Source organism: Candidatus Baltobacteraceae bacterium, assembly GCA_036559195.1.
Classification (GTDB): Bacteria; Vulcanimicrobiota; Vulcanimicrobiia; order Vulcanimicrobiales; family Vulcanimicrobiaceae; genus JALYTZ01.
This window is the reverse complement of sequence record DATBTN010000057.1, coordinates 15,168-29,749: the sequence shown is the minus strand read 5'-3', so window position 1 is coordinate 29,749 and position 14,582 is coordinate 15,168. Positions and strand designations below refer to the sequence as shown.

General features: G+C 64.5%; 8 protein-coding genes. 1 reads left to right on the top strand and 7 read right to left on the bottom strand.

The window, feature by feature from the left end:
• The first annotated feature begins 187 nt into the window (after positions 1 to 187).
• On the top strand, positions 188 to 1,369 hold the full coding sequence (locus VIG32_08295; protein ID HEY8298005.1) for a tetratricopeptide repeat protein: 1,182 nt from the start codon (positions 188 to 190) through the stop codon (positions 1,367 to 1,369).
• A 184-nt stretch (positions 1,370 to 1,553) separates the two neighbouring features.
• Here the strand turns inward: VIG32_08295 and VIG32_08290 are convergent, their stop codons facing one another.
• From VIG32_08290 to VIG32_08260, 7 genes are all read right to left on the bottom strand, one after another.
• Positions 1,554 to 4,259 carry a hypothetical protein gene (locus VIG32_08290; GenBank protein ID HEY8298004.1) on the bottom strand — a complete coding sequence of 902 codons (2,706 nt, stop codon included), beginning with the start codon at positions 4,257 to 4,259 and terminating at the stop codon, positions 1,554 to 1,556.
• Positions 4,260 to 4,276: 17 nt separating this feature from the next.
• Entirely contained in the window at positions 4,277 to 7,558 is a 3,282-nt protein-coding gene (locus VIG32_08285; protein ID HEY8298003.1) for a hypothetical protein, read from the bottom strand.
• A 20-nt stretch (positions 7,559 to 7,578) separates the two neighbouring features.
• A complete protein-coding gene (locus VIG32_08280) occupies positions 7,579 to 9,708 on the bottom strand; it encodes an isopeptide-forming domain-containing fimbrial protein (GenBank protein HEY8298002.1) in 2,130 nt (709 codons plus the stop codon).
• Between the two features lie 28 nt (positions 9,709 to 9,736).
• Entirely contained in the window at positions 9,737 to 12,058 is a 2,322-nt protein-coding gene (locus tag VIG32_08275; protein ID HEY8298001.1) for a hypothetical protein, read from the bottom strand.
• On the bottom strand, positions 12,055 to 12,507 hold the full coding sequence (locus VIG32_08270; GenBank protein HEY8298000.1) for a hypothetical protein: 453 nt from the start codon (positions 12,505 to 12,507) through the stop codon (positions 12,055 to 12,057). The genes VIG32_08275 and VIG32_08270 overlap by 4 nt, the downstream gene beginning before the upstream one ends.
• A 217-nt stretch (positions 12,508 to 12,724) precedes the next feature.
• On the bottom strand, positions 12,725 to 13,138 hold the full coding sequence (locus VIG32_08265; protein HEY8297999.1) for a MarR family transcriptional regulator: 414 nt from the start codon (positions 13,136 to 13,138) through the stop codon (positions 12,725 to 12,727).
• 7 nt (positions 13,139 to 13,145) lie between these two features.
• Positions 13,146 to 14,579: an NADH-quinone oxidoreductase subunit N gene (locus tag VIG32_08260; GenBank protein HEY8297998.1), complete on the bottom strand. Its 1,434-nt coding sequence runs from the start codon at positions 14,577 to 14,579 to the stop codon at positions 13,146 to 13,148.
• Positions 14,580 to 14,582: the final 3 nt, after the last annotated feature.

The following is a 14,582-nucleotide window of genomic DNA, read 5'->3' as shown; positions in this document are numbered from 1 at the left end:
GCCCCCGGCGAACCCCCCTATCCCGAAGGCCCCGTCATCGACCCGCCACCGTCCCCCTACCCAGACCCAATGTAATGTCATCCTGAGCCCGTCGAAAGACGTAATTGCTAAACGCGCGGTCACAGTGATCGCTTGCTGCGCGTCGAACGCATATATACCGTTTTCGCGGCAACGTGGAGCTCCGACGATGACACGTCTTCTGGGGTTGATCCTTCTGAGCGCGGCTCTTTCGATGACGCCGCTTTGCGCGCGCGCCGGGTTGGTGCTCAACCCGCCGCTCTCGACGACGATGCCGTCGGACCCGCAGGGTGCGATGGAGGAGGCGCGCGGCAAAGTTGCAGCCGGCAATCTCGACGCGGCGATCTCGATCCTGGTGCGCTACGTCGCCGCGCATCCCGACGAGGTGGCGCCGGCGCGTTTGCTCGGCGATCTCTACTATCGCCGCGGCGACCTCAAGCGCGCGGAATCGACCTACGATGCCATTCTGGCAAAACTGCCCCGCGATCGCGAGACGCACAACCGCCTCGGCTCCGTTTACGCAACCGAGAATCGCATCGACGATGCCATTGACGAATTCAACCATAGCCTACCCGGCACCGATGCGGTCCCCGATCTCGTTCGTCTGCACGAGATTCGCGGCGATCTCGGCGCGTATATGAACGATAAAATTCGCATCGCCCTCGAGTATCCGACCGATCCCGAAGCGAACGTCGAACTCGGCAAAGTCTACGCGAGCGTCCATCGCCCCGATCTCGCCGTCATTTACTTTAAGAAGGCGCTCGACAACGCACCCGACTCCGAGATGGCGATCAACGGCTTGGGATTGGCGTTTCTCGACGAACGGCAGTATCCGATCGCCGTCGATTATTTCAAGCGCTGCCGTAAGATGGATTCGTACGGCTACACCTGCACGGTAAATTTGGGCGCGACCTATCTGGAGATGGGCGACCTCAAGAACGCGGAAGAGATGCTCGCGATCGCCCACAACGCGCAGCCCGAACAACCCGAGGCGCTGGTCAATTTCGGCTACCTCGCCGACGCGCGCGGCGATTGGAAGAAAGCCGTGTCGTTCTACGTCGATGCGTTGGCGGTATATCCGTACTCGATCGATGCCTACACCGATCTGGGCTACGAGTACGAGCAGCACAAGCTCTACACCCTAGCGGAGTCGGTTCTCGCCAAAGGGCTCGCCGTTTCGCCGAAGGACGGCCGGCTGCATTATCTGCTCGGGCAAGTCTTCAGCGATCAAGGCAAGACGCAACTCGCCATCGCCCAATTCAAAGCCGCCACCGAGACCGACGATCCCGACGTAAAGCGCATCGCCCAAGCAAAGTTCGACGCCCTAGAAGACGGCAGCAAAACACCCTAGCCACATCCGCCGTCCTTCGACAAGCTCGTCCTTCGACAGGCTCAGGATGACAAAGGGGGCGTTTTTTTGTTGTCATGCTGAGCCTGTCGAAGCATGAGCCTGTCGAAGCATGAGCCTGTCGCAGCATGAGCCTGTCGCAGCATGAGCCTGTCGCAGCATGAGCTTGCCGTGACGAAGGTGCGGTTTACTTGACGACTACGGCGAAGGTTATGGAGCCGGCGGAGGTTTGGCCGGCGAAACTTGCGGGGTAGAGCGCGAAGCCGGCTCCGCCGATCTGGGCGGTGAATTTGGTCGTCGGCGATCCTGCGGGAAACGTTGTCGAGCCTGCGCCCGCTGCGGGGATGCCGGTGAAATAGCTGAAGATCGTGCCGCCGGTCGTGTCGCCGCAAGTGTTGGCGGTCGTGCCGCACGTCGTGTTGTTGCCCAGGCCCGCCGAGAGCGCTTCTTTCAATCCTTTGCTGAAGCTCGCCCAGTTGTTGATCGTGCCGTTTGGCAGCGTGCTTAAGGAACCGTCGTCGGCAATCGCGAGAGAGCCGGGACTGGTTATCAAAAACGCGCTCGTGAGTGCGGCCTCGGTGCCTTGCCCCGCGCCGGCCATGACGTTCCGGTAGTCGATCGAGTATTTCACCACGCCGCCGGGACACGCTCCGAAGCTCGGCACGATCGCGCCGGCCGGGCACGCGGTGCGCACCACCGTCATCGTCTTGGTTAGCGGAATGAATCCGGCATAGAGTTCGTCGTGCGTATCGTTCGTCGCGGGCGGGGATTGCGAGTCGGTAGCGGCGATAAGGGCGTCGTACCGAGCGAACGCCGTTAGCTGTGTCGGCGTCGTGTATTCGGCCCAATAGGTTATGGCCGCCGCGGTCGATTTCTTAAAGCAATAGACCGACTGCGAGGTCGCCCCGCTCGAGCCGATGCTAAACCATCCCGCCGGACCGTTTTTCGAACACGTAACCGTCGCGGGCGCACAATCGGGCGTGCCCGCGTTGTCCGCGCAGATACGCACGGCGAATCCCGCCGGAACGGTCGCGTTAAGAGTGACCTGTATGCCCTTGCCGCGCGTGTTGTTGTAGTAGAGTTCGTTTGGAACGTTCACGTTCGCGGCCGACGGAAGCGTCACGGTATTTCCCGCCCACGTTCCCGGAACCGTCGACGTATTCGTCGGCGCCGGATTCGCGCCGTTGAGTGGAATGCTGCGCGCGGTGAAGTCGTTGTTGTTCGAGACCGAGACGTTGCCGTCGTAGGAACCGGTATCGTCCGAGCCGCTCTTGGGAAGCGACGCGGGATTGGAATCGTGCGGCCCGTTGCTGAGGTTTCCAACGGAACTCGGCAAGCCGCATTCCGCACCGGACGACGCGCCCGGAATCTGACTCGCGGCTATGCTGCCGGTCGTGCCGGCGCCGCCGGGCGTCGACCCATACGGGATCGCCGCGGTGGTCGTCGTGCCGTTCGAGCCTCCGGTAACGCTCGCCGCGACGCCGCTCGAAAAGAGCACCGCACCGCCGCCGCCGCCGCCGCCCGGACCGTGATTGTTGGTAGCGCCCGCCGGCTGCGCGGGCCAGGCGCTGCCCCCCGTGCCGCCCGACGCGCTCGCCGTGATGCCGGCCAATGCGTTGGGCGACGTAACGACGATGCTGCCGCCGGCACCCGCGCCGCCGGCGCCGTCATTTAAGGTGCCGATGCCGTTGTCGCCATTGGCGTTGAGCGTCACGCCGCCGGTCGAGCCGCCGGCGCGTAAGAGAATCGCACCGCCGCCGGGACCGCCGCTGCCGCCGATAACCACCGAATTTGCGTCGGTTCCGCCGGTGCCGTTGTTGTTGGCGCCCGATCCGCCGCCGCCGCCGAGCGCGATCTGATTCGCCGCGGAGGGCACCGCCGTACCGCCGAGGCCGCCGACGTTGGGATTGACGCCCGTGAGGTTCGAGCCGGAATACGGATTGCCGTTCGGGCTCCAATTCATGCCGCCCATGCCGCCGTTTCCACCGTTCGCTCCACCGCCGCCGCCGCTGTTTTCATCGTTGCCGGAGGGATGGTTATCGTCGGCGCCGCCGCCGGCGTTGCCGGGCGCACCACGCGCCTTACTGCCGCCGGGATAACTATCGGGGCTCGCCGGATATGCGGCCGCCCAAAGATTGCCGTCGTAGACGGCGTTCGGCGTACCCGCGATTCCCTCGCCTTTGGTTCCCTGCGCGGCTTGCGCGTACGCGTCGGCGTAGTCGGCGTTCGTATCGACTGCGGAACCGCTCTGCACGTCGACGCCGCCGCCGCGAAATCCGTCGCTGTTCGCACTCAACGTATCGTTGCCGATACTATTGACCACGTCGAGCGCGAGCACGCCGCCATCCGCACCGTTCCACGTAATCGGCTGATACGACGCGCCCGACGGGAGCGATGAATATTGTGGAACGCGGATAACTTGAAACGACTTGAGATTCGGCGCGGCCGAACTCCCGTAGGAATAGAGCGTCCCGCCGCCGGCACCCGCGCCCTTAACCGGGAGCGTGCCGCCGCTAATCGCACCGGTCGCGACGACGTATTCGTACTGCCCGCTGCGGCCGACCGACGTCGCACCGCTGCCGGTCCCGTTCCCATACGATGCCGAGTTGCCGGAATTGATCGATGCGTCTTGCATCTGCATGACGATCAATAAGTCGCCGGCGCCGACCGTCGCGCCGAACCCGTTCGGGTCTTGCGCGCCGACTTGAATCGACGTCGCGCCCGCCGCGACGTTGGCAGTCCCCGGGAAGTAATCGTTTATCACACCTCCCGGCGCGGCCGGGTCGTCGTTGCCGGGCAGCGCGCAAAGTGCGGGAGCCGCGAGCGCCGGCAGCGCGGAGACCGGCAACACCACGATCAGGGTCGCAACGAGCTGCGCTACGCAAACGGCCAACGCGAGCGCGCGCCGTATCAGTGCGCGCCCCAACCGAAAACCCGATCGACCATCGTGGTGAACGTTAGGTAGAAACCTTTGCGCTGCGGGTGCCCGGTGAGCGTCGGGTCGACGCTGCCCGAGAAGTTGTAGCCGGCGGCGAGGCGCGTGCTAGTGCCGAGCGCGTAGCCGGCTTCCACGGCAAAGTCCGTGGCGCGCGCGCCGGGAATGTTCGCGGCAGAGAGCGACCGGAGTTCTCCGCCCAGATCGAAACGCGTACCGACGTTCTGACGCACGCGGATACCGGCGAGTGCGGTGTGCGCCGCGTAGTAGCCGCCGCCGTCGAGCTTGGTTGCGATGCGTCCGGCGAGCTCGAACCCGCTCCACGGTCGAAAGAGTTCTTCAAACGAGAGCACGTCGGTGCGGTCCGCGAGCAGCGCGGATGTTCCGCTGATCTGCGAATAGCCCACGAGCGAAACGAGCCGGTCGTTCCCCGCCGGCCGGTACGCGAGCGTGATGCGGTCGTCGCCGGCGCGGTTGCCGTTGCCGATCGCTTGCGCGATCGTGCCGAGCACGGAGAGATTCGGCCCCATATGTCCGGTGAAACCGCCGCTTAGCGTCGTGCCGCCGCCCACGCCGGTGCGCGATTGATACGAAAGCGCCGCGCGAAAATCTTTGGTATCCGTATAGGCGATCGAGCCGCCGTACACGGCGAAGCCCGCCGCGCCGGCGCCCGTTGCGTTGGCTCGCTGAAAGAGCAGATTTCCGCCCAGCCGTTTGCCGAGCGAGAATTTCTGCTGCACGCCGAGCGCGGAGTAAATGTCGGTCGCATTGCCGCTGTTGGTCATCAAATACTCGCTGTCGATCGTGGTTGCCGGGCCCAGCGCTCGCTCGAAGCCGATCTGGGTCGTGCGCGTGCCGAGATTCGCGGCGCCAAGCGTGCCGGCGGCTTGCGCGAAGACCGTCGTAGGCGCCGCGCTGAGCAGCTCGCGAACGAACATCTTTCCCTTGCCGTCGAACGCATAGCTCAATTCGGCCGTGGTCTGCGCCGGCTGCGTGGAGAGCGCGTCGTTTCCGCCGAGTGCCTGATCGTGCTGCATGCGAAGATCGATCTTTTTCGTCGCCTTCCAATCGAATCCGAGTTGCAGGTGAGCGTCGGTCGAACTCTGCGGCGTATTCGTTTGAAGGGTGTTGGAGCCTTGCCCAGCCGCTATCAGCGGCGCGTTGTGCTGCGCGTGCGCCGCCAGGCCCAGCACGAGTGAAAGCGACTTCGCGACCGTCTTGCGCATCAGCAGCGAGACGTTGTTCTGCGAGTCGTCGTTGCCGAGTCCGCGATTCTTCTGACCGTCGGCTTCGAATACGAGCGTGTCGGAGGACGAGGTGCGGCGCGACCATGCCGCTCGATAATTCGTGAATCCCGGGTTCGAGATGCCGCCGAACGGATCTGAAAAGCCGTTGCCCGTATCCTGATACTGCAGATCGATTTGGTCGCGTCCGACGCGGTCGTTCATACCGAAGGCGAGCGCGCCCCCGTGGGTGCCGTTCGAGACGGCTTGCCCCGCGAACGCCGGCGACGCTCCGTCGCTCGTTGCGTGCGAGAGCGTCCATCCGCCGCCCGAGAGCTTCCCCGAGAGCGTTTGCGAGAGCATCGAAAAGTTTCCGGCTCCGGTCGCATCGTTGACGTATCCGAGGTTGAGCCGCGTCGTTCCGAGCTTGCCGAATTGAAACCGCGCGTCGGCGCCGGTCGTACGCGAGTTGACGCCCACGCCGCGGTATTGATAGTGGATCTCCAGGACTTGCGGGTTGAAGTTCTCGTCGAACGGCAACGGAACGTTGATAAAGCGCAACACGCCGGTCGCGTAGTCGATCGTATAGTCGACGTTGCGAATCAGCGGCGACTGCGCGACGACGGCGCCCGTTCGGCGATCGAGCGACGCGAGGCTGAGATAATCCGAGCCGACCACGATATCCGGCTGCAGCGGCCGCGCGAGATTCGAAAGCCCGGTTACCGCCAGGGTCGTCGACACGTATCCAACGTCGTTGCGCGCCCCGAAGGCCGTGAGATGCGCGCGCGCGTCTTTGCTCGCAAGTTCGATCTTCGCGCCGGAGAGCAACTGACGGAATGCGCCGACGGCGTTCTCGTCGCCGGTCGTCGCGTCGAACTGTCCCCACATCGCGCTATCGCGGCCGGAATCCAATCGCGCGTAAAGCCGGTCGTTGGAGCGATAGCCCGAAGCTCGCACGGACGAGTCGCCGAAGGTTTGATACGGGCGCTCGTTGGGATCGTCGACGAAGGGGCCGAACGATGAAAGCGGCGAGAGCGCGTTTTGCGATTCGTAGGCAAGCGTCATCAGCGAGGTCTTGCCGACGCGGCCGCTGGCAAAAAGGGCGCCCCGCAGCCGGCGCGCGCCGCCGGCATCATCGCGTCCGTCGCCGTCGACTCCGATCGGCACCACGCCGGTTCCAACGCTCAAGAGCCCATTCACGAATGGAGCGCGCACGTACGGCGCCATGTAAAACGTCTGCGTCGTCGTAAGATCGCCCGAGGAGATCTGCAGCGTCACGTCACCGGGCGTCAGGCCGGGAAGGATGGGAACGCCCACCAAACCGCCCACGCCGAGCTGCGCTTCAAAAACGGCGCCCCGCGCGCCGCCCGGCGGCGATGCAAGGTCGCTCGGTGCGGCGCTCGCGCTCGCCGACGGCTGCGCGTTTTCGCGACCCGCGAAACTCGCATCGCCGTGCACGAGCTTCACCGTTACCGGCGAGCCCGCGAGCGCCGGATCGTTCCAGCGATCGAGCGCGCGAACGTCGAGCATGGTTACGGTCTTGCCGTCGGCAACGAGCTTGCCTTGCAGGCTGCCTTTGAGCGTCGCTGGCATACCGGGACCCGAGACCGTTTCCGCGGTCGCCGCGCCGCGCAATCCGTTCGCACCGACCGCGGTCGCGACGATACGATTCGGGCCCGGCTTCAGGACGACACCGAAGTATTCGAATTCGGCCGAAGCCGTCTTGGTCGAAGCGGTGTGGCGCCCAACGCGCGTGAGCGGCACGATCTCGTCGTTCACGCGTAGCTCGATACCCGCGCCCAGCGTCGTATCCACCACCACGCGAGTCGCGATCGTCGGCGAGATCGCGCCGTCGGCCGGAAAAGCAAATGCCGCGTTCAGGTTATGGGTCGCCGTGTACGTCTCGTGCGTGAGATCCGCGTAGGTGATCTTGCCGGCAGTCGGCGCCGCTGCCGGCGCGTCGTCCGAACGCGCGCGGACTTGCACCGAGCAGAAGATCGAGACGGTCATCAGCAAGGCGCCGCAGCGCTTCATTGCGCTTCCGATTCGCGCGCTCATCGCACGCCCTCGACGCCGAAGTTCACGTCTTCCATCAGCCCGTCGTCGAAGAGGCCGTGCACCAACCGCTGCATCGACCACACGCTGCCCATACGTGGCCGCCCGAACGGGCGCGTGGTATCGGGCAGCGTCGTCGCGTCGACGCGGAGCACGTGCATGCCCGGGCGAACGCCGGCAAACGAGTAGCGCCCGAAACGATCCGTCACGACCGAGCTGCCGTCTTCAAGAAAGATGCGCACGCCCGCAACGCCGTCGTCACCCTTCGCGAAGCGCTCGGAACGGCGCGCATCGATGAAGACGCGTCCGGTGATTATTCCGCGCTGCGAGAACGCGCTCGTGATGATCCGCACGTCGGCGGTTGCGCTTGCCGTAGCCGTCACGTTCGTTCCCGCGATCGCAGCCGATGCCGTTACGCCGTTGACGAGCGTCGTGTCGGGAGCGACCGATGGAAAAACGACCGTCGCATAGGTCACGGTGTAATTCGCGCCCGCAGCTACGTTTGCAAGAGTCCACGTAAGCGTGCGGCCGGCGACGACCGGTTCGAAGGGGTCGCCGTCCAAGCGCGCCGTGCCGGGGGCATACGCTTCGCCCGCGGGCAGGGTATCGACCAGAATCGTTTGAGCGAGCGGCGTCTGCGACGGATTCCCCACACCGACGGTGTAGACGAGCCGATCGCCCGGGCTCGCAACGGTTTTGTCGACGGTCTTGGTCACCGCCACCGTTCGCGCCGTAAAGAGCGGAATGTTCCCGAAGAGACCAAAGACGTCGGCGAGACTGACCGCATCGGAGGTCAGCGTGTATCCGCCGGCTCGCGCGAGCGGTTGATTGTCGAGTGCGGCGGCGGTCACGTCGTAGAGCACGCCGTCGGTTCCGAGCTTGATATCGAGTTGGATCTTTCGATTCAAGAATCCCGGGGCGGAAATCGTCAGGTAGAAACGCGAGCCTCCCGCCGCAATTTGGCTGGGCTCGAGGGCGAAGGTGTACGCGCCGTCGGCGCCGGTCGCGGTTGGGTTCTGCGCGTTCGCACCGGGCTGCCCCGCAACGGGCATCAACTTCACGGGAGCGCCGCCGGCGTCGACCAGCGCCACCGTCGCGCCTCCAACCGGGCGATTGTTGGTGGCCGGATCGAAGACGATATCGGCGGTTCCGATCAGCACGCTCGCGGGCGTCGTCAGGATCGGCGTTGCGCCGTCGGACGTTATGCTGGCCACGTTGGTAAACGTGGCACCGGCAACCGACGCGTTGCCGACAGTCGCGTTAAACGAAACGTCGAGCTGTGCTCCGGCGACGAGCGACGGAATCTTGACGGTCAGGGTTTGTCCGGCGAGCGCCGCCGCCGGACCGGCCGCATTACCGTCGATCTTGACCGATGTAACGTCGGCCTGCAGCCCGTTCGGAATCGCGTCGGTCAGCACCACGTTGGTGGCCGTTGCTCCGCCCGAGTTCTTCGCTTGAATCTCGAACGTTACGCTGGAACCGGGAGCCGATTGAACGCTGGCGGTGTGGTTGACCGTCTTCGTCACCTGCGAATTGGGCCCGGTTCCGGTGAACTGCGCGGCCGATGCGGCAACCGCCCACTGCACGCCGGTATCGGATTGCAGCCCGTTGGTCGTGCCCGTAACGACGGTTCGCGCGACCACGGAGATCGGGAACGCCGTCCCGATGGCAACGCCCGTCGTCGCGAGCACGACTTGCACGCGAATCGAGTCGCCGGGGTGCAGCACCGGCGACGTCGTCGTTCCGAGCGTGACGGGGAGCGTTCCCTGCGCGCTCAGGATGGCGATCGAGAGCACCTTCGCCGGTGCGGCGCTCACACTTTGAATCGTGTACGCGTCGTCGATGTTGCTCGCGTTTGCGATCGCAAAGGTGCGCGTCACGTTCTGTCCGGCGGCAAACGAATCGGTTGCGGGATTGATCTGCGCGACCTTCGGGGAGACGACGAGGGCCGCAACCGGCGCGAACGTGGTCGTAACCGCATTGGATTCGACGGAGTATCGTTGCCCCGCCGAATCCTGATACGACAGCGTCGCGGTGTTGATAATCTTCGTGCCGGCCGGTGCGGCCGCGAGCAGCACGATCGACGTCGCGAGAAGCACGGCCCGTAACGGCAGATTCGTGAATCTCACGATCGTTTACGCGCCTTGTTCGAGCGCCTTATTTCACAACTACTGCGAAATAGAGCGTTCCGTTTGCCCCGGCGACCAACACGAACCCGCCGCCGCCCACGGTATCCACGAAGGCGTTGGAGGCGATCGCGTTCCCGTTGTTGTTGGGGGTTGAGGTGGCGCCGACCGCCGCGAAGGTGGAACTCGCCGTGGTATCGCCGCACGTGCCGGCGGTGTTGCCGCACTGATTGGTCACGGCAGCGCCGACGGTCATCGCTTCTTTGAGGCCGTTCGAGTTGGCTGCCCACGTATTGGTGCCGGCACCGCCGTCTTCGGTGATCTTCAACGTTCCGGCAGCCATGCCGAGTGCGACGTTGCCGCCGCCGCTGACGCTGCTCGCCGGCAGCGTGTTGGCGTAGAGGACTTTGTACTGGATGACGCCGGTCGGACAAACGCCGTTAGCCGGAACCGCACCGACACACCCGGATGTCAGCACCGTTGCCGTCTTTTGCAGCGAGATGAACCCGCCCGGCAGCAACACGTGATAGGTCGAGTTGACGTACGAACCCGAGGCCTGCGAGGTTGCGAGCACTTGGACTTCGATGGGAGCGAAGTCGGTCGGCGCGCTGCCGCCCGCGGCGCTCGTATACTTGACGCAGTACGGTGCCGTTGCGCCGGCCGAGACCGCGATCTGGTAGTGCCCGAAGCCGTCGGTACCGGCGATATTCGTGCACGCGTAATCGGTGTAAACGCCGGTCACCGTCACGCTCGCCGGTAAGCTCGGGAAGGTAAACGAGTACGTGTCGTTAGCACCCGAGGTGTTTTGTAAATCGCCGGGGACCGTTGCGATGGTACCCGCCGGCAGGTGCGCGCCGAACGTGCCGTTCGTACCGAGGCTCACCTGCGTGAAGTCGGTATTCGTGGAGTTGCTGCCGCAGACGGAAGTGTCGAAACAGCCCGACGCGCCCGACGCACCCTTGGGTCCGTTCAAGACGCCCGGAATGTTGCTCGTCGTCGTGTTGGAGAGTGCGTTGCCCGCCGCCCCGCCGGTTGCGGTCGTGTAGGCGGCCGACGGATCGGCCGCGCCCGCGTTGGGAATCGTGCCCGGTGCGATATTCGGACCGGCGAGGAAGCCGGCGTTGTCGGCGTAGGCGCTCGCCGCAACGTTCTTGACGGCCGTTCCCGGCGGCAAGTTCGTAAGCGTGAGCGTGAATTCGAGCTGCGCCTGCGCGTTGGTGACGGCGCCCGCGCTCGAACCCGCCGATCCGGCGGGGATGGCGGCGGTACCGCTGATGTAAATGCCGGCGAAGTACGCCGTGCCGGCGCCGGGCGCCGTGGTCGTCCAGCCGCTCTTGCCGGCGGCGTCGGTCGTGTAGACGACGGTCGCCGTGTCGCCCGCAATGGAGATGTTTTTCGTGATTGCGACGCTGAAGATCGTTAGCGGCGTAGCGCCGTTGAGCGGAATCTTGTCGGTGATGAGTACGCCGTTGTTGGCGGCGCTAAAAGCCGAACCCGTGATCGTCGTTCCCGTTTGCCGGATCGACTGCAACAGCTGCGCCGGCGCGGCGCCTCCGTTGTTGACGTCGATCGTGTAGGTGACGTTGCTTCCAACGACGGCAGCGGCCGTCTTCTGGAGATCGAGCCGAGCGTCGGCGACGACCGTGTCGGTGTAGGTGTTGGAAACGGCGCTCGAGGTTGACGCTCCGAAGTTCGGACCGGTACCAGGATAGACGATCGTCGCGCCGGCGACGCTCGTTCCAACCGTGCCCGTGCCCGCGGTCGTCACTTTATACTGCACGGCGACGTTGACGTATGCTCCCGCCGCAAGTCCGTAGACGTTCGAGTTTGCGGGCGTCGACAAATAGGTATTCGCGGCGGCAACCGTGGCAAAGGTGTGAGCGATGCCGTCGGTTCCGGTAACGATGATATTTTGGAACGTTCCACTGCCGGTGACCGTCGAAGTCGCGGCGCCGAGTTGGAAGTATCCGCTCGAGTTGCCCGTATTGGTGAGCGTATACAGATCGTTGAGCGTGTCGCCGAAAACGATCGGTCCGGCCGGATTGTTTTGGTTTTGCGAGGTCGAGCCCGACGGCACGCCATTGTTGGTGGTGATGACGAGCGAGGGTGCGTTCTGCACGAACGTCTGGACTTGGTTGGAGGTCGTCGTGTAGGTGTTGGTGCCGTCGGAATACGATGCGGAGGCCGTGTTGTTGATCGCGGTGCCCGGCGCCGTCGACGAGGTCGGCGTTGGATTCGGCGTCGAGACCGGCGGCGGCGGCGCGGCCCATGCGGGCTTGGCAGCCGGATGCAGCAAGCCGACGGCGATCGCCGCGACCAGAACGGGCAGTAGCGCTAGTTTACGGGCCTTCATTTACTGCTGTGTCCGTTGACGCGAACGTCGTAGCTGTAGACCACGCGCTTGTTAGCCGCCAGGGGGTGTCTTGAAATCCAGCGCACGGCGCGATAGAGTGCGGGGTCGGCCGGTCGAGAGATCGTGCCGCGCGGCGTCTTCGTGATTAACAGCGGCCGCGGCGACCACGACTTTCCGTCGAGGGTAAACTCGGGCGTCGCTCCGTTGGCATGCGCGCTGCCCGGAACGTACGAGGTTGCTTTTGGAATCTGTCCGACCGGTACGAGCGCCAGGGCCGGCGACGTGCCGGAGTTGGTGGCGGCAATCGTATAGCGTACGAGATCGCCCGCTTTGAGCACGAGTCCGTCGATTGGCTTTTCGCTTACCCGTCCGCCGGCTTGCCGCACGAGCGTTCCCGCCAGATGCAGCCGTACCACCGGACGCGCCGAAGCAACGCCGGAGCACAGCATGAATGCTCCGCTTAATAAAGCTATCGCGTGCAAACGATTCATCGATTCCCCCAGGACGAAAGCAGTCCGAACGTTGCCGGGTTCTCACCCAAAGCACCGATCGTCCCTCTCTTCCTAACAGGGTTGTTGCCATCGCGTCTAGCGTTAACGGTCGATCCAAGCTGAAACTTTATGAAAGTCTCAACGATCGAAACGATTTACATGTGAGTCTTTCGGCCTACGAGCGAAGGTTCGCCGCGACCCGCTCGAGCAGCAGCGTCATCGATTCCGCTTGCTCCGGTTCGATCCCGCGCAAGGCGCACTCGGTCTCGCGAGCGAGCAACGCTCCCACCACGTCGCGCATCTCGCGTCCGCGATCCGTGAGATAGATGCGGACGGAACGAGCGTCCTCGGGATGGGCGGCGCGGCGCAGAAATCCGCCGCGTTCCATGCGCTGCACGGCGCGGGTAACGGTTGGCATCTCCACGCGAACGCGCTCGGCGATCTCGCGAGGCGTCAATCCGTCGGCCTCCCAGAGAACGCGCAGAATCATATGCTGGCCAACGTGCAGGCCGTGCGCCTGGAGTTCGCGATCCAAACGGGCCCGAACCGCGCGCACGGCGGCTCCGAGGGCCGGGAGAAACTCAGCCACGGACCCGCTACTTCACGAGCGGCAGGACGTTGCTCGGGGTGAGCGGATAGAACGTCAACACGATCACGCCGATCAGGCAGATCGCGAGACTCACCCATGCGAGCGGTGCCGTCGGGCGAATATCCGCCGCGTGGCGCGCGTCGCTGCGATCGAACATCAGCCGGATGACTTTGAAGTAGGCGTAGAGCGAGATCGCGGTTCCGACGATCAGCAACATTCCGAGCCACGCATATCCGGCCGCGACGTTCGTCGAGAGGATCAAGATCTTCCCGAGAAATCCGGCCGTCGGAGGAAAGCCGGCGAGCGCGAGCAGGAAGAAGGTCATCGCCACGGCGAGCACCGGACGACGCCGAGCCAGCCCGTGGAACGACGCGATTCGCGACCCTTCTTCGGCATCGGTCGAGCAGAGCGCGACCACCGCAAACGCGCCGAGATTCATGAACGTGTAGGCCGCGAGATAGTAGATCGCATACCGCATGCCGAGCGAGGTACCGCCCGCGAGCGCCGCAACGATGTAGCCGATCTGCGCGATGCCCGAGTATGCGAGCAAACGCTTCATATCGGTCTGAGCGAGCATACCGAGGTTGCCGGCGATCATCGAGATGCCGGCGACGATCCAGATCGGCAGCAGCAGCGCGTGAGCCGCGGCGGCCGGCAACGCCGCATAGGCGAATCGCGCGAAGACGGCGAGCGTGCCGGCCTTGGTGACGACACTCATAAACGCCGTCACCGGCAGCGGCGCACCTTCGTACACATCGGGCGCCCAGATGTGAAACGGTACCAAACTCAACTTGAAGGCGATGCCGATCAAAAAGAGTCCGGAGCCCAGCCAAAAGAGGGGATTCCCCGCCATCGCGGGCGCGGCTAGGCTCGCGAGCGCGACGCTCCCGGTCGCCCCGAAGAGCAGCGCCATCCCGTAGAGCATGAATCCCGAGGCCGTCGACGAGAGGATCAGATATTTGAGCGCCGATTCGCGCGACGAAGGCCGGGTCGCGAGCCCGCACAGGCAGTAAAGCGCGAGCGAAAGCAGCTCCAGCCCAAGGAAGATCGTCATCAGGTTTGCCGCACCGGCCATGAGCATCGCGCCCGCAGTGCTCCACAGCATCAACGCGACGGCGCCCGACATGCGATCCTCGCGTCCGATCGCGCCGTACAGCGCGAGCGAAAAGATCGCCGCGACGATGATGATCTCTTCGAAAACGACGGCAAATCCGCCGAGAACGAACCCGCCGTTAAAGGCATTGAAGCTCTGGTGGTATCCGCGCGCGGCGAGCGCGCCCGCGACGATCGATCCGAGGATGCCGATCGCGATCGACACGTAGCGTTTCGCGCCGCGCTTGGTGAGCAGATCGACAAACAGCACGACGAGCGCGGTGGCGCCCACCACAAACAATGGAACGACCGCATTCCAATCGGCATGCCCGTATACGTTCATATTCATGGG